The organism is Herbaspirillum chlorophenolicum, from assembly GCF_001189955.1.
In the GTDB taxonomy this organism is placed as follows: Bacteria; Pseudomonadota; Gammaproteobacteria; order Burkholderiales; family Burkholderiaceae_D; genus Herbaspirillum; species Herbaspirillum chlorophenolicum.
This window is the reverse complement of sequence record NZ_LFLT01000001.1, coordinates 21,957-44,401: the sequence shown is the minus strand read 5'-3', so window position 1 is coordinate 44,401 and position 22,445 is coordinate 21,957. Positions and strand designations below refer to the sequence as shown.

Genomic DNA, 22,445 nt, shown 5'->3' with positions numbered 1-22,445 from the left:
TGTCCGGCACCAGCTTACGGGGCGTGTCCCGGTGCGGTATTGACGTGTATCAAAATGGGGAGAAGCGGGAAGAAAATGGTACGGAATAGGCGATGGCTCGGCCCGGACGAGGCCTATTCCGAGAGCAATGGAAACAAGAACCGGCTATCCCGCAGTCTTGTCATCGGAAACGGCCGCCCTGTCGTCGTCATGCAAGATCCTCAATGCCGGCCCTTCCAGGTCGTCGAACTGCCCACCATCGCTGGCCCGGAAGAAAACCCAGATCGCCAGGAACACCAGCAAGGTACTCAGTGGAATAAGCAGGTAAAGCGCTTCCATCAACGCCCTCCTTCGAAGGCCGGCGCCCCTGCGATGCGCTCCGCCGGCAAACCGGCCGGTACACGCCGCGCCCGGCTCAGGCGCAAGGCATTGCCCACCACCAGCAGCGAACTCAAGGACATTCCCACCGCCGACATCCAGGGATCCAGCCAGCCGAACGCCGCCGCCGGAATCGCCAGGAAATTGTAGGCTGCAGCCCACGCCAGGTTTTGCCGCACTACGCGCATGGCGCGCGCGGCCATGTCGGCGCAATCGGCCACCGACTGCAGCCGGTCCGACATCACTACCGCATCGGCGCTGGCCTGTGCCAGCGCAGCGCCGCGCCCCATCGCGAAGGAGACGTCGGCCGCGCGCAGCATGGCGGCGTCATTGATGCCGTCGCCGACGATGGCTACCACCGCTCCGCCCGCCTGCAGGGCTTTCACGTGGTCGAGCTTCTGCTGCGGCGAGCATTGTGCGATCACCTGGTCGACACCGGCCTTGGCGCCGATCTCGGCGCATACGTCAGCCTGGTCGCCGCTCAGCAGGACGGTGCGCAAACCCCGCGCGCGGAAGGCGGCGATGGTGGCGGCGGCATCTGCACGCAAGCTGTCGGCCAGGTCGAAACGCGCCAGCCAGCCATGCCCGTCGCCCAGATAAACACTGCCGGCGCCGGGCATGACCGGGGCGAGCAGGCGCGGCGGCAGCAGGTTTCCGCTCAACTCGGCGACAAAGGCTTGCGAACCGATGCGATGGCGGCGTCCGGCGATCTCGCATTGCATGCCGGCGCCGGTGAAGGACTGCAGATGCTCGCAGGGGGCGGCAGCAATCCCGCGCCGCTCAGCCTCCGCATTCAATGCCCGCGCCAGCGGATGCAGGCTGCCGCTTTCCATCGCCGCGGCAATTGCCAGCGCCTGGTCCTCATCCAGCAAGCCTGTACGTAACGATTGCATCAGATGCGGCCGCCCCTGCGTCAGCGTGCCGGTCTTGTCGAACACCACGGTATCGGCGCGGCGCAAGGTTTCCAGCACATTGCCGCGCACCACCAGCGTCCCTTCGCGCAACAGGCGATCGGTGGCGGCAGCCAATGCAGAAGGCGTGGCCAGCGACAAGGCGCACGGGCAGGACACCACCAGCACCGCAATGGCGGTCGGCCAGGCCTGCGCCGGGTCGATGAAATGCCAGGCGAGGAAAGTCATCACTGCCAGCATCAGCAGCGCCAGCACGAAACGCGAGGCCACGATGTCGGCCCACTGCGCCAGGGCCGGCTTGCCGGCGCCGGCTTGCTCGGCCAGGCGGGTAATTGCCGCCAGTGTGCTTTCCTGCGTGGCGCGGGTGACTCGCAGCAGCAGTGGATGATGCAAATTGACCGCGCCGCCCGGCGCCTCCTGTCCAGCCTGCAGGCGTTGCGGCCGGCTCTCGCCGGACAGCAGCGAGAGGTCCAGTTCGGCCGCGCCTTCGATCAGTTGCGCATCGGCGGCGATGGCGTCGCCCGGGCGCGCCAGAATGACATCGCCGGAGTTGAGCTGCGCGGCCGGCACCAGTGTGGTCTCGCGGCTATGCGGATAGTCTGCCAACAGCAGCGCCGACGCCGGGAAGGCCTGATGCATGCGCTCCAGCGCGCCGGCCGAGCGGCGCCGCGCCGCCGCTTCAAGGTAGCGGCTGGCCAGCAGCAGGAAGATGAACATGCTGACGCTGTCGAACCAGACCTCGCCTTCGCCGCGGAAGGTAGCGACCGTGCTGGCGGCGAAGGCGGCGGCGATGCCGATGGCCACAGGCAGGTCCATGCCGGGCGAGCGTGCGCGCAGCCCGGCCCAGGCGCCGGAAAAGAACGGCAGGGCCGAATAGAACACGGCAGGAATGGTCAGGAACAGGCTGGCCCAGCGCATCAGCGCCATCATGTCGGCATCGACGCCGTCGCTGCTGAGGTAGGCCGGCACCGCATACATCATCACCTGCATCATCGACATGCCGGCCACGAACATCTGGCGGAACAGCCGCCGTGTGGCGCGCCGTGCCTGCTCGCCCTGGCGCAGCGGGTCGAAGGGATAGGCCGTATAGCCGAGCCCGCGCAGGCCGCGCAGCACCGACGACGCCGGACACAAAGACGGGTCGCGTCGCACGCGCAGGCGGCCGGTGGCGACGTTCATCTCGGCCTCAAGCACGCCGGGCAGGCGCGCCAGATAACGTTCGATCAGCCAGACACAGGCCGAGCAGCGCAGGCCGTCCACCGACAGCAGCAGCTCGGCCGCCCCGCCGTCACTCGCAACGCCGGTATTGGCGGGCAAATCGGCCAGCGCCAGTTCGGCTGGCAGCAGTTGCTCCGGATCGACGCGTGCCGATGGCGCGCTGCGCCGCAGGTAGAAATCTTCGCAGCCGCTGTCGACGATCAGTTGCGCCACGCTCCGGCAGCCGACACAGCACAGCTCACGTGGCACGCCACCGATGGCCAGACGCAGCGATTCGCCGGCAGGCACCGGCTGGCCGCAATGGAAGCACAGCCGCCCACCTTCTGACACCGTACTCATCGCACACCGCCGTGCGGCGTGACGCACAGCACATCGAGCCATCCTTGGGCGATGCCAAAGCCGCCGATTCCGGCTACGCGCAACAGGCCCAGCACGCCGAAGGACAGCACCACAAACCCGGCGCCGCGACGCCAGGACGGATGCGCTGCCAGCGCACGCAAGCGCTCGCCCGAGAGGCCGGCCGCAACCAGCACCGGCAAGGTGCCGATGCCGAATACCAGCATGGTGAGCGCGCCGCTCGATGCATCGCCGGCCAGCATGGCGGTCAGCAAGACGCTGTAGACCATGCCGCACGGCAGCCAGCCCCACAGGCTGCCCAGCAGCAGGGCCTTGGCTGGCGTATCGACAGGAACCAGCCTCATGGCCAGTGGCTGCAGCCGGGCCCACAACGCCTGCCCAAGATGTTCGATGCGCACCAGTGCACTCCACCATTGCGTGAGATAGAGGCCCAGCAACACCAGGATCAGGTTGGCCGCGATGTAGGCCGCACGCTGCAGCGGCACCAGCCAGCCCAGCACATCGGCCCCGCGCAGCAGGCCGGAGGCGATGCCGCCCGCCAGCGCGCCGGCGATGGCGTAGCTGGCCAGGCGCCCGGCGTTGTAGCACAGCACGCGCGCCAGTTCGCCGGCAGCGGGGATGGCCTTGATGGAGATGACGCGGGCCGTGCCCAGCGATGCGGCGGGTGCATATTCAGGCAACCGCGCAGTAGGCGCCCGCCTGGGCGCCGCGGAACTGAGCGCTCCGACGATGCCGCCGCACATGGCGACGCAATGGACGCTGCCCATCAGGCCCACCAGAAAGACCGGGAAGAGGTTCAAGGATGACGCTCCGGCCGGCTCAGACCGTCTGCGAATAACGCTGCGGCGCATCCTTCTGTCCGCGCGCCGCCCTCTCGCGGTCCTGCGCCAGATAGCGGTCGAACACCATGCAGATGTTGCGGATCAGGAGACGCCCCTTGGGTTCGACCGTGATCCATTCCGGCTCGATCCTGATCAGGCCATCCGCTTCCAGCGCCTGCAGCTTCTCCATCTCGGCCGCGAAGTATTCACGGAAGACGATCGGATAGGCGATCTCCAGCGAGCTGATCGACAACTCGAAATTGCACATCAGGCGCTGGATGATCAGGCGCCGCAGCACATCGTCCATACCGAGCTGGATGCCGCGGGCGATCGGCAGCGTGGCGTTCTCCAGATGCGCGTAGTAGCCGTCCAGGGTCTTTTCATTCTGGCTGTAGCTGCCGCCCACGGCGCTGATGGCAGAGACGCCGCAAGCCACCAGGTCGGTTTCCGAGTGGGTTGAATACCCCTGGAAGTTGCGGTGCAGGCGGCCCTGGCGCTGGGCGATGGCGAGGTCGTCGGTAGGCTTGGCGAAATGGTCCATGCCGATGTAGACGTAACCAGCCGCGGTCAGCTGGCGGATGCACAGCGACAGCATGTCGAGCTTGCTGTCGGCGCTGGGCAGGTCGTCTTCATTGATCTGCCTTTGCGTCTTGAACAGCTGCGGCATGTGGGCATAGTTGTAGACGGCGATGCGGTCAGGGCTGGCAGCGACCACCTTGGCCAGCGTGCGCGACATCGACATCACGTTCTGCTTCGGCAGGCCGTAGATCAGGTCGATGCTGACCGAGCGGAAGCCGGCCTCGCGCGCGGCGCGGATGATCTCCAGCGTCTGCTGCTCGGATTGCACGCGGTTGACGGCGCGCTGCACGTCGGGGTCGAAATCCTGCACGCCCAGGCTGATGCGGTTGAAGCCCTGCGCGCGCAGCGACTGCACGCGCTCGACCGACACGGTGCGCGGGTCAATCTCGATGGAGTATTCGCCCACATTGTCCGGCGCCAGCGTGAAGCACTTGCGGATATGCGCCATCAGGTCGCCCATCTGCGCATCCGACAGGTAGGTCGGCGTGCCGCCGCCGAAATGCAACTGTTCGACCTGGTTCATGCCGGAGAACAGCGAGCCCTGCATGCTGATCTCGCGCTTGAGGTAACTCAGGTAGAGCGCGGCCTTGGCACGGTTCTTGGTGACGATCTTGTTGCAGGCGCAGTAGTAGCAGATGGTGTCGCAGAACGGGATGTGCAGGTACAACGACAGCGTGCGCCAGGCGCCCATGCTACGGCGGTCGGACACCGCGTGCAGGTAATCGGCAACGGCAAAGTCGCCGGAGAAGCGGTCGGCGGTCGGATAGGACGTGTAGCGCGGGCCGCGCTGGTCCATCTTGCGCAGCACGCTCTTGTTCATGCCTGCCAGGCTGGCGGAATCGGGCGTCAATGACGGATGGGCGACTTGCATGGAGTGCTCCTGGCCGGCCGCCCGGGCGTGTGGCCGGCAGGATGCGCGACAGGCGCAATGCACCGCGAGCCGCTTCGTCGAGCGAACAGGGATTGATTGGAGACTGCAGGATAGGCGCGCAGGGAAATGCGCGCCTTGATATGCATCAAAATGGCCGCTGGCCGCCAATGTGGTGTCCGGTGGGCCGATGCCGCTCCGCTTCTCTCTTCGGGGGCGCAATCCGTGAAATCGGTACGGTATGGTAAAGTAGCGACTCTTCACGTCCCGCGCTGCATGCGCGGGATTTTCGTCCATGGGTTCCCTAACCCCATTCATCAAAAAGGTCCATATGACAACTATTGATCTGCGCCGGCACACGGCCGTGCTGGCTTGGCTTTCGCTATTCCATCTGCTGGTGATTACCTCCAGCAATTATCTGGTGCAGTTGCCGGTGTCTATCTTCGGCTTCCATACCACCTGGGGCGCATTCAGCTTTCCGTTCATCTTCCTGGCGACCGACCTGACGGTGCGCTTCTTCGGCGCGCCGCTGGCCCGGCGCATCATCCTGGCGGTGATGTTGCCGGCGTTGCTAGTTTCCTATGTGGTGTCGTCGCTGTTCTATATGGGCCAGTGGCAAGGCTTCGACGCGCTGACGCATTTCAACCTGTTCGTGGCGCGTATCGCGGCGGCCAGTTTCATGGCTTATGCGCTGGGCCAGATCCTTGACGTGCATGTATTCAACCGCCTGCGCGCCAGCCGGCGCTGGTGGCTGGCGCCTTCGGTGTCCATGCTGTTCGGCAACGCCAGCGATACGCTGGCCTTCTTCTCGATCGCCTTCTGGCGCAGCAGCGACGCCTTCATGGCCGAGCATTGGGTGGAAATCGCGGTGGTCGACTACTGTTTCAAGATCATCATCAGCCTGGTGTTCTTCCTGCCGGCATATGGCGCGATGCTGTCCATGCTCAAGAACTGGATGGCGCGGCCGCTGGCGGCCGACCCGGCCTGAATCCCGTCCCTGTTGTTAAATGGCGGCGGGCTTGCTTACCGGCCTGCAATATTTCCCGCCAGACGGTAAACTTGCGGCTTCGCGCGGCGATTCCCGCTGCGCTTTCCTTCCTCCCTGGAATCCGCATGAACTGGCCCTTGTTCGCCCTCGCCGTTGCCGCCTTCGGCATCGGCACCACTGAATTCGTCATCATGGGCCTGTTGCCCGATGTCGCAAGCGATCTCGGCGTCTCGGCGCCGGCGGCCGGCATGCTGGTGTCGGGCTATGCGCTGGGGGTGGCCGCCGGGGCCCCGATCCTGGCCATCCTGACGGCCAAGTGGCCGCGCAAGCAGGCGCTGGTCGGGCTGATGAGCCTGTTCATTCTTGGCAATATCCTGTGCGCGATCGCGCCCAATTACGGTTTCCTGATGGTGGCGCGCGTCGTCACGGCGTTCTGCCACGCGGCGTTCTTCGGCATCGGGTCGGTGGTGGCGGCCGAGCTGGTAGCGCCCGACAAGCGCGCCCAGGCGGTGGCGCTGATGTTCACCGGGCTGACGGTGGCCAACATTCTCGGCGTCCCCCTGGGTACGGCCTTCGGCCATGCAACCGGCTGGCGCTCGACCTTCGGTGCGGTGACCGTCATCGGCGTACTGGCGGCGATCATGCTGTGGACCATGCTGCCGAAAAAGATCGCCATGCAAAGCGGCAACATCTTCCAGGAGTTCCGCGCCATCATGGCCACGCAGGTGCAGCTCTCGCTGCTGACCTCGACGCTGGCCTCGATCAGCATGTTCAGCGTGATCACTTACATCGCCTACATCCTGCTGGACGTGACCGGCTTCACCGCACAGCAGGAGAGCTGGGTGCTGCTGCTGTTCGGCGCCGGCATCACCGTAGGCGGCCTGGTCGGCGGCAAGCTGGCGGACTGGAAACTGATGCCGGTGATGTGCGCGATCTTCCTGTGCATCGCCATCGTGCTGGGCTTGTTCTCCTGGACCAGCCACTACAAATGGCCGACGCTGGTGACCATGTTCGCCTGGGGCGCATTCGCTTTCGCGGTGGTGCCGGCGGCACAAGTGCGGGTGCTGGATACCGCACGCGGCGCCCCCAACCTTGCCTCGACCTTGAACCAGGGCGCATTCAATCTCGGCAATGCCACCGGCGCCTGGCTGGGCGGGGTGGCGATTTCCATCGGCTTGCCGTTGACCGACTTGCCGCTGATCGGCTCGGCCGTCGCCTTGCTGGGATTGGCCACCGTGGCGTTGTCGGCATCGCTGGATAAACGCCCCAAGCTTGCCGCCTGACGCCAGTCCGGCGAAATGAAAAAGGCGCTTGCCCTGGATGGGGCAAGCGCCTTTGCTTATTGGGCGTTGATAAAAATCAGGCCGCGTTCAGATTGGCCGACGCCAGATAGTTGTCGAAGAAGCTTTCGCAACGCGCCAACTGTTCCAGCGTGACGAACTCGTTGGGCTTGTGGGCATGGACGATGTCCCCCGGACCGCAGATCACGGCCGGCATGCCGGCTTCGCCGAACAGGCCTCCTTCGGTGCCGAAGCCGACCTTGCGCGCGCGCTCGTTGCCGAGGATGCGCAGCGCGGCAGCGACGATGGGATCGTCGGCCGGAGTACTCATGCCGGGGTACGCGGTCAGGGTCTCGAATTCGATGCTGCCTTGGGCGCCTTCGATGGCCATCTGCGGCATGATTTCCTGTTGCGCATACGACTTCACTTCCTCGAATACCTGTTGCGGATCGACACCCGGCAGGAAGCGGTGTTCGAACACGAACTCGGCCTTGTCGGGAATGATATTGGGGGCATTGCCGCCATTGGACATGGTGGTGACGATGGAGGAATACGGCACATCGAAGTCGTAGTCCTTGGCCTCCGAATCGCGCACGCGCATGGCGATCTCGCGGATCTTCAACTGCATCATCGCGGCGAAGTCGATGCTGTTGATGCCCAGGTGCGGACACGAGGAGTGTGCCGCATGGCCATGCACCGAGCAGCGGTAGGAGCGCTTGCCCTTATGCGCGATCACGGCCTGCATCGAGGTCGGCTCGCCGATGATGACGCCGGTCGGCCTGATGTCGTTCTGCTTCAGGTCGGCCAGCAATTCGCGTACGCCCAGGCAGCCCACTTCCTCATCGTACGAGAACGAGAAATGCAGCGGCGTGTGCAAGCGGCCCTGGTCGAGCGCGGGCAGGCGCGACAGGCAGACGGCAATGAAGCCCTTCATGTCGCAGGCGCCGCGGCCGAACAGCTTGCCGTCGGCGACGTGGGCGACGAAGGGATCGGTGTCCCAGTTCTGGCCCTTGACCGGCACCACGTCGGTGTGGCCCGAAAATACGGTGCCGAATGTGGCCTTGCCTTCCGCTGCGCCCGAGATGGTCGCAAACAGGTTGGCTTTGCGCCTTTCGGCATCGTAGGTCAGGCGGGTCCTGGCGCCGTAGCGTTCGAGGTAATCGCGAACCCATTCGATCAATCCAAGGTTGGATTCGCGGCTGATGGTGTTGAAACCGATGAGGGTCTTGAGGATATCCAGCGTTTGCTTCGTTGGTTCCGAAGCGGCTGTTTTGAGATGTGCGTTCATGATGATGTTTGCCTGTTCAATTCCGGAATCTTCCCCGCCTGTGGCGGCGACAGATTCCGCCAACTCAGCAGCAAGCCCCGTGCCACGGCAGAGCCGGGGCGGCGGCAGAGCTTGCCGAACCCGATTTCCCTGGCCGCTTGTTGAACATCGGGCTGTGCCGCCTGATATCGGAAACGCGGTGCCGCCCGTATAGGAATGCGTGCCCGCCGTATGCAACACAGCGACATTACACCTCATTTCCGGCAGCGACGCTCGGCCCCTCTGAAAAAATCTCTCATGCCGGACAAGCTCGACAATGGCGCTCCGATTCACAAACATTCGTGATTCGTAAATTGGCGCACTGCAAAACTATGTAAGTATTTTCAGAACGAATTCGGTCGGCCGCCGGTCAATGCCCATGGCACGCGCCATCAATCATGCCAGCAGAGAGGAACCACCGACTATGAGAAACGCATCTATCGACGTGCTGAAAGTATCGCTGGCGCTGATGGTAGTGGCGCTGCATTGCTACATTTTCCGCGAGTTCAGCAAGGCTGGCTCCTATTATCTCTACAATGGCTTTCTGCGCGTGGCGGTACCGATGTTCTTCATCCTCAACGGCTATTTCATGCCCAGGACCGGATCGGTGAAAGACAACGTGCTGTGGTTCCAGCGCGTGCTCCTGCTCTACCTGTTCTGGATGGCGGTGTATTCGCCGCTCTATGTACCGCAGGCGAGCAACTATGCGTTCCCATTCAACCTGGCCTATCTTGCCGGCGAAATCGTGTTCGGCCACTGGCACCTGTGGTACCTGTCGGCCCTGATCATGGCGGGCGCGATCGTCATCGGCATCCGCGAACGCGGCAGCAAATTCGCACTGGGACTGGCGCTGCTGCTTTACGTAACGGGCTGCGCGATCCAGTACATCGCCCACTACGCGTACAACGGCGCCCTGTCCTATGCGCTGTACCGCAACGTACTGTTCTTCGGATTACCCTTCGTCATCATCGGCTATCACTATGAGGCCATCAGCGGCTATGTGGAGCGCCACGCCAATGCGATCCTGGCGCTGGGCCTGGGGCTGATGTTCATCGAAATATCGTTCGCCTGGTTCCACGCCGAAAACCGCCGCGGCTTCGACATGTACGCCGGCCTGCTGCTGGTATGCCCCGCCTTCTTCGCCAAGGTCAGGCAAGCCAGGCCATTCCAGACTACGTGGCCATTGGGCAAGATCTCCTCGGCACTGTACCTGCTGCATCCGGGGTGCATGGTGATCGGCAGCAAACTGGGGATCCCGGACGGCACGCGCATGTTCCTCTTTGCGCTGACGCTGAGTCTGGCGTTGACCTTGCCGGTCCTTTACCTGTCGCGTCGCAAGCGCTTTGGATTTGTCCTGTAGCGGCAATTGCCCGAAAAAAACAAAGGCGGCGTTCCGTGTAAACCGGAACCCGCCTTTCTGATGCATACCGCTTCTCCATATACCCTGTCGAAGCGACAATTTGCCTCGCCCGACGGCCAGTCACGCCTTGGCGCCGGCGAGGTCGAACGCTTACTTCTCGCGCGAACTGATGTACGAATCGAATTCGCGTTGCGCCGCTTCAAGATTCCTCAAGGCAGTCTGCCAGGGCTCGTAATCGGCCATGGTCAGCCACGACCCCGTGGGATTCTGCTTCCATTGGTCCAGTTTGGCGATCATCAGCTCATACTCGTTAAGCTGGTTTTCCAACAAAACCTCAATTTGCGCTTTCAGTTCCTCGGCGCGTTGAATCCATGGATCCTGTGTTTCCATTGATGCCTCCCTAAAGATGCGGGCATGCTAACACGGCCAGGGGCATTTCCTAAGCCCGGTCGGACTCTCCCACTCCTTCTTCAAGACGGATCGCATGAGCTGCCCATGGTGTCCCCTCGAAAAAAAACCTGCCACGGCAGGTTTTCAGGAAACAATCAGCACTCGGCATCCCCTCAAGCCATACCCAGCACCCTGCCTGCCCAGGAAGCAATATCGGTAAGTCCGCCAGAAAAAACTCCCGCCGCGAGCAAGGCCGACGCCATTGCTCCCCGAACCATGAAGGAGAGCTTCTTGCGCAGGTAGGCGCCATACCAGACGATGGCACTGGTGTATTTTCCATGGTTACGATGATAAGTGGCGCATTGATGCATCTGCTTGTAGGTGCGGGGCGCATCCAATGGGACATCCCCCCATCCCGATCTCTCTTGGTAGCGCAGGAACATTTGCTGCGCGCAAGAATGGGACCAGCTATGCCATGGTTTCAGCGGCCCGCCGAAGTGCAGCATCACGGCATCGTCGGAAATACTCAGCTTCTGTCGACATGTGCGCAAACTGCTCAGCAGCGAGAACATCACGTTCCACTTCGGATGCAACTTCATCACCCGGTGCTCGGCGACCTTATTCAAGGCGTCCTGATCGGGATAATCCAATACAAACTCATCACTGCCGATGAGCTCGATGGCGCGCTCGGTGATGCGGGCCCGATTCCAGTTGGCCACGTCGATCAGCAGCAGCCCGGAATTGAAATAGAAATCGCCCTCCAGCGCCATCGCGCCGATGCGCCGCTGGGCAATAGTATGAACGTCTGCAACCGCCGCCGCTACGCACTCTCCGAGATCCAAGCCGGCCAGCTCCGCCAGACTCCCCCGGCACAGAATATCGGAGTCGACATACAACACCCTGTCAGTGATGTCATTGAGCACCTCGGGCATCAAGATGCGGGTGAAAATGGCATTTGAATAGTTTCCCCGCGGGTTATGCCGGTAGCGCGCAAAGGCGCCTTCGTCCAGCAGATGCACATGCATGGGCACGCCGCGCGCCTGAGACATGCTTGCCAGGCGAACACGACTTTGTTCGCTGCAGCCGAAGGTAAATACATGGAAGACCAGATCGAGGTCTGGATTATGCTCAAGAATGGAAGCGATGCAGACGCCAGCGCCCCGGAAAAAATTCTCGTCCACCCCAAATGCAATATGCAATGCCAGGCGATTGCCGTTCATGACTGTTTTTTTCATCGATATGGTCCCCCAACCAAGGTGTCGGATCTTAACATTCGATGTTGGCCGAATTGTGACAAGCAGAAAAAAATACTCGCTTATTTCAATGGAAATAGTTGCCTTTTGATGGGCCAAATCAAGTTAATACCAAAAAAAGCTTGTGTTTTATTGAGGCAATGCCACTGCGCAATCGAACGAAATCGCGCATATGCAGAGAGCGAAAAGAGAGGGAATGTAAAGAAATATGGGAGGGTGAAGCGGATGATGGCGCAGAAAACGCAAAAGCCGTTGAATGCATGCACATTCAACGGCTTTTTCGATCTGGTTGCGGGGGCAGGATTTGAACCTACGACCTTCGGGTTATGAGCCCGACGAGCTGCCAGACTGCTCCACCCCGCGTCTGAAGAAAAAGATTATATGACACTTCCATAGGGAATGCAAACATTCTCTGGCATCTTTTTACAGTGATACACTTCTACCCGCACATGCCACTGTCTGCGCGCAACTATGTCAGTGCCGCGGAGTCGGCCAATGGAGTGAGACGCGCATGCATGCCGATAACAACCAAATCAAGCCACGACGATCCTCTTCTATGAAATTCTGCTCTGAATGCGGTCAGCCTGTGTCGCTGCAAATTCCCCAGGACGACACGCGCCAGCGTTTCGTCTGCGGTAGCTGCGGCACGATCCATTACCAGAATCCCAAGATGGTGGTCGGTTCATTACCCGTATGGGAACAAGACGGCCAGCTCAAGGTATTGCTATGTAAACGCGCCATCGAGCCGCGCCTGGGTTATTGGACGCTGCCGGCAGGATTCATGGAGAACGACGAGACCACCGAGGATGCGGCCGTGCGTGAGACCGAGGAAGAAGCCGGCGCACGCATCAAGCTGCATGAGTTGTTCTCGCTGGTCAATGTGCCGCATGTGCACCAGGTACACCTGTTCTACCGTGCTACCCTGCTCGACCTCGATTACCAGGCCGGCATCGAGAGCCTGGAAGTCGCACTGTATACAGAGGAGCAGATTCCCTGGGAGGATATCGCCTTTCCGACGGTGGAATTCACGCTGCGCGCGTTCTTCTCGGATCGGAAGAAGCTGCGTACCGGTGATGGCGGCTTCACGCTGCACACCGAAGACATCCGACGCCGCATGATCTGATCCGCCGAAAGTTCGCGGATGATCGCCTGGCTCAACATCGACACCCCCTTCCCCGACGTCTCGCGCGCGCTCAAAGATCCCGCCGGGCTGCTCGCGGCCGGGGCCGACCTGTCGCCGCCGCGCCTGCTGGAAGCCTACCGCCAGGGCATCTTCCCCTGGTTCTCGGACGGCCAGCCCATTCTCTGGTGGAGCACCGATCCGCGCATGGTCCTGCGCACGTCGCAGTTCGTGATCTCGGACAGCCTCAGGAAAACCCTGCGCCGCATCGAACGCAGCCGCCACGGCGATGGATTGTGGAAAATCACATTCGATACGGCATTCGAAGAAGTCATGCGCGGCTGCGCCGAACCACGCCGGCATGAGCAAGGCACCTGGATCTCGCCGCAAATCATCGAGGGCTACACCGGCCTGCACCAGGCCGGCTATGCCCATTCGTCGGAAGTATGGCTCAATGGCGAACTGGTCGGCGGTGCTTATGGCGTGTCGATCGGGAAGATGTTTTACGGCGAATCGATGTTCGCCCGCGTCAGCGATGCCTCCAAGGTGGCGCTGGCGCACCTGGTGCTCTTCCTGCGCAGCCATGGCGTCGACATGATCGACTGCCAGCAGGAAACCGCCCACCTGGCCTCGCTGGGGGCCAGCCCCATTGCGCGCGACGATTTCCTGCGCCACTTGCACGCCGCCATCCGCGCACCGCAAATTACCCGCTGGCAGCCGCTGGACCTGCTGGAAACCGGCATTCCGTACGCCGGGCGTTCCTGAGCTACCAAGACATCATCCAAATAGTGTAAATTAGTGCCATGGCTCACTGCCCGGTGGCCGTCGCTCTCCTGCCGCCGGGTTTCCGTACGACAGGACAGGACGCACATGACGCATCTCAAAGACTTGCCGTTCTCTACGCTGCAGTTCTATGCGACCGCGCCCTATCCGTGCAGCTATCTCGATCACCAGCAAGCCCGTTCGCAAGTGGCTACGCCTTCCCACCTGATCAATGCGGATGTGTATTCCGAACTGGTCAAGACAGGATTTCGCCGCAGCGGCATCTTCACCTACCGCCCTTATTGCGATGGCTGCAGCGCCTGCACTCCGGTGCGCATCCGCGTAGCCGAGTTCGTGCGCAACCGCAGCCAGCGCCGCGCCTGGGAGCGCAACCGGCACCTGGTGGCGCTGGTGACGAACCTGACCTACGCGCATGAGCACTACGAGCTGTACTTGCGCTACCAGTCGGTGCGCCACGCCGGTGGCGGCATGGACCAGGACAGCCGCGACCAGTACGCGCAGTTCCTCCTGCAAAGCAAGGTCAACACCCGCCTGGTCGAGTTCCGCGAACCCGATGGCGTCCTGCGCATGGTCAGCATCATCGATGTGCTCAACGACGGCCTGTCGTCGGTCTATACCTTCTTCGATCCGGATATGCCGGGGGCGTCCTTCGGCACCTACAACATCCTGTGGCAGATCGAACAGGCACGCCAGCTGGACATGCCTTATGTCTATCTCGGCTACTGGATCAAGGAAAGCCCGAAAATGGCCTACAAGACCAACTTCCAGCCACTGGAAGCCCTGCACAAGGGCGAATGGACGCCGCTGGAAGCCTGAGCGCCGATACCACACCCGCCATCGCCAAATGGCGGAAAAGCAGCCTGGGCAAGTTAAAATAGCGGCACTTTTTCACCGCCATCCGCCATTTCCATCGTGTCCGATAAATTCCTCTACGCGCTCGCGCGGCCGTTGCTGTTTTCCCTCGAACCCGAGACCGCCCACCACCTGACGCTGCCAGCGCTGCGCTGCGCCGCGCATTACAGCCTGACCGACATCATCGCCAAGCCGGCCCGCGACCCGCGCACCGTGATGGGCATTGAATTCCCCAATCCGGTCGGCATGGCCGCCGGGCTGGACAAGGATGGCGCCTACATCGACGGCCTGGCCGCGCTGGGATTCGGCTTCATCGAGGTCGGCACGGTCACCCCGCGCGCGCAGCCTGGCAATCCGCTACCCCGCATGTTCCGCCTGCCGGCAGCCGGCGCGGTGATCAACCGCATGGGCTTCAACAACGGCGGTGTCGATGCCTTCGTGGCCAACGTCCAGGCCTCGCGCTTCTACCAGGAAAAGCAGGGCGTGCTCGGCCTGAACATCGGCAAGAATGCCGACACGCCGATCGAGCGCGCCGCCGAGGACTATGTGCATTGCCTGGAAAAGGTCTATCCCTATGCCAGTTATGTGACGGTCAACATCTCCTCCCCCAACACCAAGAACCTGCGCCAGTTGCAGGGCGCCTCCGAGCTGGATGCGCTGTTGTCGCAACTGAAATCGGCGCAGCGCCGCCTGGCCGACCGCTACGGCCGCTATGTGCCGGTGACCCTGAAGATCGCACCGGACATGGATGCCGAACAGGTCAAGAACGTAGCCGACGCGCTATTGCGCCACCACATCGACGGCGTCATCGGCACCAACACCACCATCACGCGCGATGCCGTCAACGGCATGCCGCATGGCGATGAAGCCGGCGGCCTGTCGGGCAAGCCGGTCTTCGCCTTGTCCAACAATGTGATCCGCGGCCTGAAGGCCGAACTGGGCGATGCCCTGCCGATCATCGGCGTGGGCGGCATTTTCAATGGCGCCGATGCGCGCGCCAAGATCGATGCCGGCGCCTCGCTGGTGCAGCTCTATACCGGTTTGATCTACCAGGGCCCGGCGCTGGTGCGCGAATGCGCCGAGGCGCTGCGTGCTCCGGCTGCTACGGCATCGGCGCATCACTGACCCTCGCCACGCATCTCCGGCACGAAAAAAAACAGCAGGCGCAAGCCTGCTGTTTTGCATTCCGGGACGCGAAGATATCAGTCCTTGGACGCCTCGCGCTTGAGATTGAAAATCCGCCTCGCATTCGCGTCGGACTCGGATTTCTTTTCAAAATCGGTTTTCTCGCAGCCGGCCAGCACCACACCGACCACCAGCGTCAACAACATGACAGCTACACGCATGATATTCCCCTGAAAATTCGGATGAAGCATTCTCGACTGCCTGCCGGCAAACGCGCCAACCCTGCGCACCGAGCGCCGGCAGGCGCCATTTTATGCTCAAACAGGATGCCGCGACGCCAAGTGTAAAGAAGATTTTGACGCAGCGCCGGGCACCATGACCGGCCAATCATCCAACTCACCCCTCCAGCCTGGGGTTAGGTTGCGGCATCTCGATCGTGCGTCCGTCATCGGCGCCATTCGCCCCATATTCCAGGCTGCCCTGCAAGCGGAACACGCTCACCAGCGATGCCAAATCCGCAGCCTGGTCCTGCATCGAGCGCGCAGCGGCTGCGGCCTGTTCCACCAATGCGGCATTTTGCTGCGTGCTTTCGTCCATCAGGGTAATGGCGCGGTTGATCTCTTCGATGCCGGTGCTCTGTTCCTGGCTGGCGGCAGTAATCTCGGCCACCACGTCGGTCACGCGCCTGACACTCTCAACCACCTCGGCCATGGTTTGCCCCGCCTGTTCCACCAGGCGGCTGCCGGCGCCGACCTTATCGACCGAGTCGTCGATCAGTTCCTTGATCTCCTTGGCCGCCGCCGCGGAACGTTGTGCCAGCGAACGCACTTCGGACGCCACCACCGCGAAGCCGCGGCCCTGTTCACCGGCGCGCGCCGCTTCCACCGCAGCGTTGAGCGCCAGAATATTGGTCTGGAAAGCGATGCCGTCGATCACGCTGATAATGTCCACGATCTTGCGCGAAGAATCATTGATCGAGCTCATGGTCTGCACCACCTGCCCCACCACGCTGCCGCCCTGCATCGCCACGGCCGAAGCCGAATTGGCCAACTGGTTGGCCTGGCGGGCGTTATCGGCATTTTGCTTGACGGTAGAGGTCAGCTCCTCCATCGCCGATGCAGTCTCCTCCAGTGAACCGGCCTGCTGCTCGGTGCGCGCCGACAGGTCGAGGTTGCCGCTGGCGATTTCACCCGAGGCATTGGCAATGGTGTCGGTACCGTTGCGTACCTGGCTGACAATATTGCGCAGGCTGTCGTTCATGTCTTTCAGCGCCGCCAGCAACTGGCCGGTTTCATCCCGGCTTTCTGCCTTGAATTGCGCGCTCAGATCGCCTTGTGCCACCCGACGCGAGACATCGACCGCAGTGCGCAATGGCTTGATGATGCTGGCCGTGAGCCACCACGAGCACAACACGCCGAAGGCCAGGATCAATATTTCCAGCCCCAGCATCAGCATCTTGCTGCGGGCGGCGATGGCATCGATATCCTGCGCCATGTGGTCGATCGCATCGCGCTGGATCTGCTGCAGCTTCTGCATCGCATCCAGGTAGCGGTTGGCGGCCGGCACGAACACCTGGTCCAGCACGCGGTTGCTCTCGGCCAGGTCGCCGGTGTCCTTGACCTTGTTGATCTCGTCGCGGCCGGCGAGATACGCCTTGCGCTCCACCGCAATCTGGGCAAAAGCCGCCCTCTCCTCCTCGCTCTTGATCAAGGGTTCAATCTTGCTCTGGGTTTCGGCGGAGTTCTTGGAAGAAGTCGCTGCATCCTGTGCGAAGTATTCGGTCAGTGAAGGATCGGCGCTCTTGGCGATGGCCAGGGTACGGCGGATACCTCCGTACAGGTTGGCATACCAGTCCGAAATCAGGCGTTCCTTGACCAGCGGCTGGCGCATCATTTCGTGGGTCGCCTCGGACAAGGCCTGCAGGCGCCAGAAGCCGATGCTGGTGATGACGATCGATAGCGCCAGGATCAGGCCGAAACCCAATGCCAGGCGTTTGCCTATCGACATATTGCTGATGATTTTCATGTTCTCTTCCAGAGTTTCTTGATGTTGTTCGTGTGGTCTCGCCTGCGGTCCGATAGAGGCCGGCCGCGTAATTTTGTTGCTGCGCAGAAAATCCTCACGGGCGATATTAAAAGCCAAAATTGATTGGTCTGACCAGTGAAAATTGCACATTGGAAAAATTTGTGGATTCCCAGGCTTCGTCGAACAAAGGAATGCCATCAAAAAAACGGGAGAAACCGCGCTTTTCCGGCCTGTTCCGGGCTGATCGGACGCTGGCGGCATTAACAAAAGCGTTGCGCCGATGGAACGTTTTGTCGCGCCAACAACTCCGTCCCGGAGTTCGAACGCGATGCCATGGCCGGTTTTATAATGGATGGCTTGGGACGGCCATGCCGTCCGCTTGCCTCGAAACCATGTCCATCAACACGATCTCCATCAACCAGCAGATGGCCCACTTCGAAGGCCAAGACAGCGTCTGGCTGTTCGGCTACGGCTCCATCATCTTCAAGACCGATTTCCCCTTCATTGAACGGCGCCCCGCCCATATCGTCGGCTGGGCGCGCCGCTTCTGGCAGGGATCGCACGACCATCGCGGCACTGCCGAGGCGCCAGGCCGGGTGGTCACGCTGGTGCCGCAAGCCGGGACAACCTGCTGCGGCATGGCCTACCTGATCACCCCGGAGGTCTTCGCCCATCTCGACCATCGCGAAAAGAACGGCTACCTGCGGCTGGTGACGGACATTCACTTCGGCGACGCGGAAAAAGCCGAAGGCCTGATCTACATCGCTTCAGAAGAAAACGCCGCCTTCGCCGGTCCCGCCAGCGAGAAGGAAATCGCGCGCCAGATCTTCCGCGCAGCAGGCCCCAGCGGGCGCAACAGCGAATACCTGCTACTGCTGGCACAGGCGCTGCGTGAGCTGGGTACCGACGACGCCCATGTCTTCGAGATAGAAAAACACCTGCTGCAACTGGAACGGGAAGCGGCGGCAGAGCACCAAACCGCAGGCGGCAACGGGGCGTGACGTGCTATCTTTGCCGGCTCCAGCAGCAACACCATTAAAAACACAAGGATGAGGAACATGATCAAAGCGCTCGCAGCATGTGCAACCGTGATCGCCCTGGCGGGGTGCGCGACTCCGGTCGAACGGACCGCCAGCGGGGACGTTCCGCCGTCACGCGTCTATATCAAGAGCATGACGCAGCAAGAAAGCGGACTGAACCGGATCGAGTTCACCCGCGACAGCGGCATGTTCAACCATGACATGATGGAACTGGCCATCAACGACGTGGTGCTCGCGCAGATCACCGACGGCGAACATCTTGCGATCTGGCTCAAGCCGGGAAGTTATGTATTCAGCGTCAAACCGGTCCATACCCTCAACTCGCCCAGCTATACCGAGCAAAACAGGATTACGCTGGATGTGAAGAACGGTGCCGCCTACAAGGTCCGCATCGCCTCCGATATACGCGGTCTGAAGATGGGCCTGGTCGGGCAATAAGTCCCTTCTGCGCCCCTAACGCTTGCATGTCGCGCGGATGAAACACCGCGCGACAATGTATTGTTTGTGGCGCATCGCTGCATTGGCCCTTTTCCCTTCGCAAGGCCTTCCTCGCAAGCCATTGATATCAAAGGGGTTTCAGGCAAACGAGCATGATTCGCATATGGCCTGGCTCAGTTATTCAAGAAATCGATAACTGATATTGGGATTCAAAATTGGCCGCCTCTCGATGAAACACATATATTGCAACGCAACAGATCAACTTTTTTGCGGAGCTCAATATGAACATCGTTACCGACTTCCTGCCTTACACCCTGCTGATCGGCGCAATGGTCGCCCGCTACCTGATTTCGGTCAAGTAATCAGCGCCCCGGTTTGCCGGTTCTCCTTGTTTTCAAGGAGATGGGGAAAGAAAACGGCAACTCTGAAAAAGCGGTAATTGTCGCATTGCAATGCGGACAATCCGCTTTTTTCTTTTTCCTCCACCAATCCATTTCTCTTCCCATATTGCCTTCTTATCATCCAGATTGATAACAAGGTTTCTTTTCCTTCGAGCGTGTTTGTTTGCCGTTCCGGCAAGGCCGCCCCCGACAAAAATGAAAAGACTGTGTGCCGCCGGGTTTGCCCCTCGCCCCCGGCATCTTGCAAAAGCCCGACGGGCCATTACACTCGCAGGTTTGCAAACCGGAACGAAAGAATACGCATGATGCGTCTTGCCTCCACTGTCGCTGCAATCGCGCTGCTGCTGGCGCTGGGCGGCTGCGCCTGTGCGCCGGGATTCGTCGGATTCGACAGTCGTTGCGCCTTCAGCAATGTTCCAAGCGGACAACCCTGAGGCCGATTCATGGGCGTGGAACCGCCCGAAACCCTCTTTACACGGGTAATTTATTGTTAATTTCCGAACCCGTGCCTATTTGCCATCTTTGCTTCATGCATCCGTCGGCAATTGCGCCAGCCATTGGCGCAGATCATTTTTGGCCTGGTTCCGGATTCCCGGCTCTTCATTGAAGATCTCGTGGTAGGCCGTGCCGTACCAATGCATGGTCTTGCGGCCGACCGGCAATGCATCGAAAAAGTCGCGGCTGCCACGCGGAGCGACAAACGCATCGTCGCCCGCCACTTGCATCAGCACCGGTTTGTCGAACCGGCTGGCCTCGCGCGCGGCCTGCTGCATGGCATCCAGCATGAAATTGAGCATGCGCGGCGCGATCTTGCCGTGATTGAGCGGATCGCGGCGATAGGCTGCGATTTGTTCGGGATCATGCGAAATGCGGCTGGCCGGCAGTGCCGTTGGCAGCGAATAGCCCGGCGCCAAACGGCTCGATACCGCCAGCAATAGTTTCTGCCAGCCTTGCATATCCAGCGCCAATGCCGGCGATGACAACGCCAGCGCACGCACCGGGCTGAACCTGCCGGTGGCAAAGCGCGCTGCCACCAGCCCGCCCATACTGTGGCCGAACAGGATCGGCATGCACTGCGTACGGCGCGTGAAGTCATCGAAGGTGCGCTTCAGGTCTTGCAGCAGATCGTCGGGACGCGACAAGCTGCCCTGGCGGCCGCCTGAATTGCCGTGGCCGCGATGGTCGCACACGCGCACCGACATTCCGGATTCATTGAACAGCCGCGCCAGTTCCGCATAGCGTCCGCCATGCTCCCCCAGCCCGTGCACCATTTGCACCGCCGCCGTCGCACCGGGCAACAGCCAGTCGCGGCAAAACAGACGGGTACCGTCGGCGGCTTCCAACCAATGTTCCTGAGGCGCCAGCGGCGCTGCCTGCGGCATGTTCATGCTGTCTCCGTTTTCAGGCCCGTACGCGGGCGCCGTCATGCATATTCAAAGCTCAGGGCTCGCGCCGTTCGTCGTCACTGCTGCGCGTTCGCCATATTTCCCGGAGCCGCCGGCTCTGGCGCAAGGCCAGTTGGAGCGACGCCGCCCAGGACAATGGGCGCGGATGCACCACCGCCCGCAATGCACGCGAGTAATCCAGCACCAGCCCCGGCGTCCAGGCCATCGTCTGCGCACGCTTGTGGATCTGGCTGGCCACCCAGATTTCCGGCGTCAACATCATCCTGATCGCATTGAACCAGTGCCGGTCGCGCGCACCGACCACGCCCTCCAGCGCAGCCTCCAATGCATGTGCCACGGTACTGGAACAATTGCGGTAGGTCAGGTTGTAGATTTCCTTCTGGCGATAGCGGCGCCAGAAGCCATCCAGCCGCTGGCGGCTGTAGTCGCGAAAGACGATCTTCTCGGTCGACTCGCACCATGACGCCGCTTCGCTCGGGTAGTCGGTCAGGTAGCGTCCTTTGACATCATTGTCGACGGTGGCGCGCAACAGACGGGCGAACTGGTCGGGCGAGCGGTCGATCTCTTCGGCCGGATACAGACTGATGTACAAGTCGGGGCGCACTTCCAGCGCGGCATGGCCGGTGGAGATCACGCCGTTGGTGTCGACCGCGGCAATGTAGCGGTCGATCACCGGCTGGCGCCGCGCCGGACCTTTGGCACTGCCGGCGGGCGTCCACACGTGCACTGTCATGGAAGGCCTGTCGCCGTCTTGCGGCAACACTTCTCCTTCGCCCATCTGCTGGCCGGAGACCGTTTCCCCGGCCGCCGCCGGCGCTTTCCATCCCTTGCCCAGCATGCCGCCGCCGGCTTGCAGCATCGGCTTCATCGTTTCATCTCCGCGATACAGGCCGGCATCGAATGGACGTCCATCCGCGGTATTGCGCTGGGCCAGCATATCGACCGACACACGCTGCGGCAGCATGCGCGTGCGCAGCGCCAGCCAGATCATGTTCCAGCCGCCGAAGATCAGGCCCAGCGCCAGGCAGAACGGGACCGTGCCCTTATAGTGGGTAGGGTAAGGCTGGAAAAATATGATGGCGAGAATGATCTGGACGCCGCCGCCAGCGACGGCCGCACGCCAGCGCGGGAAGCGCACTACCAACGCCGATGTGATCTGCAGCCCGCCGCCGATGGCAAAGGCGGTGCCGAACAGCATGGCCAGCGCCATGCTGCTGGCGTGGTACGGCGTGATGATGAGCAGCGCGATCAGCAGGAAGATCGCCCCCTTGACGTAGCGCAAGGTTTTTTGTGCGCCGATGCCGCTGTTGGCCACCCAGAGGGTGGCCAGGCTTTCCAGCAACAGCAGGTAGCCGAACAGGGACAATGGAAAATTGAGCACGCCATCCAGGGCATCGATCATCAGCGAAACGCCGATGGTGCCCCAGGCCAGGCCGACGATGGCCAGCACATGCCAATTACGGCGGATGAAATCCGCCCCCAGCAACAACAAGACAAGACGTATCACTCTGCTCCCCGGGGCATTCGCCCTTCCCTTTGTAATGACGCGATTTTGCGGTGTTAAGTG

At 61.7% G+C, this 22,445-nt stretch carries 22 protein-coding genes and 1 tRNA gene; 10 read left to right on the top strand and 13 right to left on the bottom strand.

Annotated elements, in window-relative coordinates; genetic code table 11:
* Positions 1-144: 144 nt before the first annotated feature.
* Genes ccoS through hemN form a run of 4 tightly spaced genes read right to left on the bottom strand, consistent with a single transcriptional unit; the run spans position 145 to position 5,114 of the window.
* Entirely contained in the window at positions 145-318 is a 174-nt protein-coding gene (gene ccoS, locus AKL28_RS00210; protein WP_050466045.1) for a cbb3-type cytochrome oxidase assembly protein CcoS, read from the bottom strand.
* Complete coding sequence (locus AKL28_RS00205) at positions 318-2,825, bottom strand: heavy metal translocating P-type ATPase (protein ID WP_050466044.1); 2,508 nt, start codon at positions 2,823-2,825, stop codon at positions 318-320. Before AKL28_RS00205 ends, ccoS begins: the two co-directional genes overlap by 1 nt.
* Positions 2,822-3,643, bottom strand: a complete 822-nt coding sequence (locus AKL28_RS00200) for a sulfite exporter TauE/SafE family protein (protein WP_050466043.1) — start codon at positions 3,641-3,643, stop codon at positions 2,822-2,824. The genes AKL28_RS00205 and AKL28_RS00200 overlap by 4 nt, the downstream gene beginning before the upstream one ends.
* Before the next feature lie 19 nt (positions 3,644-3,662).
* A complete protein-coding gene (gene hemN / locus AKL28_RS00195) occupies positions 3,663-5,114 on the bottom strand; it encodes an oxygen-independent coproporphyrinogen III oxidase (protein ID WP_050466042.1) in 1,452 nt (483 codons plus the stop codon).
* A gap of 328 nt (positions 5,115-5,442) precedes the next feature.
* Between hemN and AKL28_RS00190 the strand changes: the two genes are divergently transcribed.
* Positions 5,443-6,099 carry a 7-cyano-7-deazaguanine/7-aminomethyl-7-deazaguanine transporter gene (locus AKL28_RS00190; RefSeq protein WP_050466041.1) on the top strand — a complete coding sequence of 219 codons (657 nt, stop codon included), beginning with the start codon at positions 5,443-5,445 and terminating at the stop codon, positions 6,097-6,099.
* 125 nt (positions 6,100-6,224) lie between these two features.
* Positions 6,225-7,382: an MFS transporter gene (locus tag AKL28_RS00185; protein ID WP_050466040.1), complete on the top strand. Its 1,158-nt coding sequence runs from the start codon at positions 6,225-6,227 to the stop codon at positions 7,380-7,382.
* A 76-nt stretch (positions 7,383-7,458) separates the two neighbouring features.
* Here AKL28_RS00185 and argE read toward each other — a convergent pair whose 3' ends face one another.
* Positions 7,459-8,667 (bottom strand): acetylornithine deacetylase, encoded by a 1,209-nt coding sequence (gene argE, locus AKL28_RS00180; RefSeq protein WP_050466039.1) that lies wholly within the window; start codon positions 8,665-8,667, stop codon positions 7,459-7,461.
* 442 nt (positions 8,668-9,109) lie between these two features.
* Between argE and AKL28_RS00175 the strand changes: the two genes are divergently transcribed.
* Complete coding sequence (locus AKL28_RS00175; protein WP_050466038.1) at positions 9,110-10,045, top strand: acyltransferase family protein; 936 nt, start codon at positions 9,110-9,112, stop codon at positions 10,043-10,045.
* 150 nt (positions 10,046-10,195) lie between these two features.
* Here the strand turns inward: AKL28_RS00175 and AKL28_RS00170 are convergent, their stop codons facing one another.
* The 3 genes from AKL28_RS00170 to AKL28_RS00160 form a co-directional block, all read right to left on the bottom strand.
* Positions 10,196-10,435, bottom strand: coding sequence for a hypothetical protein (locus AKL28_RS00170; protein ID WP_050466037.1), 240 nt, complete (start codon positions 10,433-10,435; stop codon positions 10,196-10,198).
* A 173-nt stretch (positions 10,436-10,608) separates the two neighbouring features.
* Positions 10,609-11,670, bottom strand: a complete 1,062-nt coding sequence (locus tag AKL28_RS00165) for a glycosyltransferase family 8 protein (protein WP_082221298.1) — start codon at positions 11,668-11,670, stop codon at positions 10,609-10,611.
* 304 nt (positions 11,671-11,974) lie between these two features.
* Positions 11,975-12,051 (bottom strand) — tRNA-Met (locus tag AKL28_RS00160).
* A gap of 193 nt (positions 12,052-12,244) precedes the next feature.
* Between AKL28_RS00160 and AKL28_RS00155 the strand changes: the two genes are divergently transcribed.
* From AKL28_RS00155 to AKL28_RS00140, 4 genes are all read left to right on the top strand, one after another.
* Positions 12,245-12,811, top strand: a complete 567-nt coding sequence (locus tag AKL28_RS00155; protein WP_050466035.1) for an NUDIX hydrolase — start codon at positions 12,245-12,247, stop codon at positions 12,809-12,811.
* Between the two features lie 18 nt (positions 12,812-12,829).
* The gene (aat, locus tag AKL28_RS00150) at positions 12,830-13,573 is read left to right on the top strand and encodes a leucyl/phenylalanyl-tRNA--protein transferase (protein WP_050466034.1); all 744 of its coding nucleotides are present in this window, start codon (positions 12,830-12,832) and stop codon (positions 13,571-13,573) included.
* Positions 13,574-13,678: 105 nt separating this feature from the next.
* Positions 13,679-14,407 carry an arginyltransferase gene (locus AKL28_RS00145; protein ID WP_050466033.1) on the top strand — a complete coding sequence of 243 codons (729 nt, stop codon included), beginning with the start codon at positions 13,679-13,681 and terminating at the stop codon, positions 14,405-14,407.
* A gap of 96 nt (positions 14,408-14,503) precedes the next feature.
* Entirely contained in the window at positions 14,504-15,568 is a 1,065-nt protein-coding gene (locus AKL28_RS00140) for a quinone-dependent dihydroorotate dehydrogenase (protein WP_050466032.1), read from the top strand.
* A gap of 77 nt (positions 15,569-15,645) precedes the next feature.
* On the opposite strand, the gene AKL28_RS24275 is transcribed toward AKL28_RS00140, so the two are convergent.
* Together AKL28_RS24275 and AKL28_RS00135 are read right to left on the bottom strand one after the other, a co-directional pair.
* Positions 15,646-15,789, bottom strand: coding sequence for a hypothetical protein (locus AKL28_RS24275; protein WP_156226194.1), 144 nt, complete (start codon positions 15,787-15,789; stop codon positions 15,646-15,648).
* A 175-nt stretch (positions 15,790-15,964) separates the two neighbouring features.
* A complete protein-coding gene (locus AKL28_RS00135; protein WP_050466031.1) occupies positions 15,965-17,593 on the bottom strand; it encodes a methyl-accepting chemotaxis protein in 1,629 nt (542 codons plus the stop codon).
* A 392-nt stretch (positions 17,594-17,985) separates the two neighbouring features.
* Here AKL28_RS00135 and AKL28_RS00130 point away from each other — a divergent pair, with 392 nt between their 5' ends.
* Positions 17,986-18,594: a gamma-glutamylcyclotransferase gene (locus tag AKL28_RS00130; RefSeq protein ID WP_050466281.1), complete on the top strand. Its 609-nt coding sequence runs from the start codon at positions 17,986-17,988 to the stop codon at positions 18,592-18,594.
* Between the two features lie 57 nt (positions 18,595-18,651).
* On the top strand, positions 18,652-19,071 hold the full coding sequence (locus AKL28_RS00125; protein ID WP_174525371.1) for an NAD-GH domain containing protein: 420 nt from the start codon (positions 18,652-18,654) through the stop codon (positions 19,069-19,071).
* Positions 19,072-19,425: 354 nt separating this feature from the next.
* Here the strand turns inward: AKL28_RS00125 and AKL28_RS00120 are convergent, their stop codons facing one another.
* The gene (locus tag AKL28_RS00120) at positions 19,426-19,608 is read right to left on the bottom strand and encodes a hypothetical protein (protein ID WP_156484690.1); all 183 of its coding nucleotides are present in this window, start codon (positions 19,606-19,608) and stop codon (positions 19,426-19,428) included.
* Between the two features lie 166 nt (positions 19,609-19,774).
* Here AKL28_RS00120 and AKL28_RS25265 point away from each other — a divergent pair, with 166 nt between their 5' ends.
* Complete coding sequence (locus AKL28_RS25265) at positions 19,775-19,906, top strand: hypothetical protein (RefSeq protein ID WP_269432155.1); 132 nt, start codon at positions 19,775-19,777, stop codon at positions 19,904-19,906.
* Between the two features lie 93 nt (positions 19,907-19,999).
* Here AKL28_RS25265 and AKL28_RS00115 read toward each other — a convergent pair whose 3' ends face one another.
* Positions 20,000-20,854 (bottom strand): alpha/beta hydrolase, encoded by an 855-nt coding sequence (locus AKL28_RS00115; RefSeq protein ID WP_050466280.1) that lies wholly within the window; start codon positions 20,852-20,854, stop codon positions 20,000-20,002.
* A gap of 58 nt (positions 20,855-20,912) precedes the next feature.
* Entirely contained in the window at positions 20,913-22,385 is a 1,473-nt protein-coding gene (locus AKL28_RS00110; RefSeq protein WP_050466028.1) for an HdeD family acid-resistance protein, read from the bottom strand.
* Positions 22,386-22,445 lie beyond the last annotated feature (60 nt).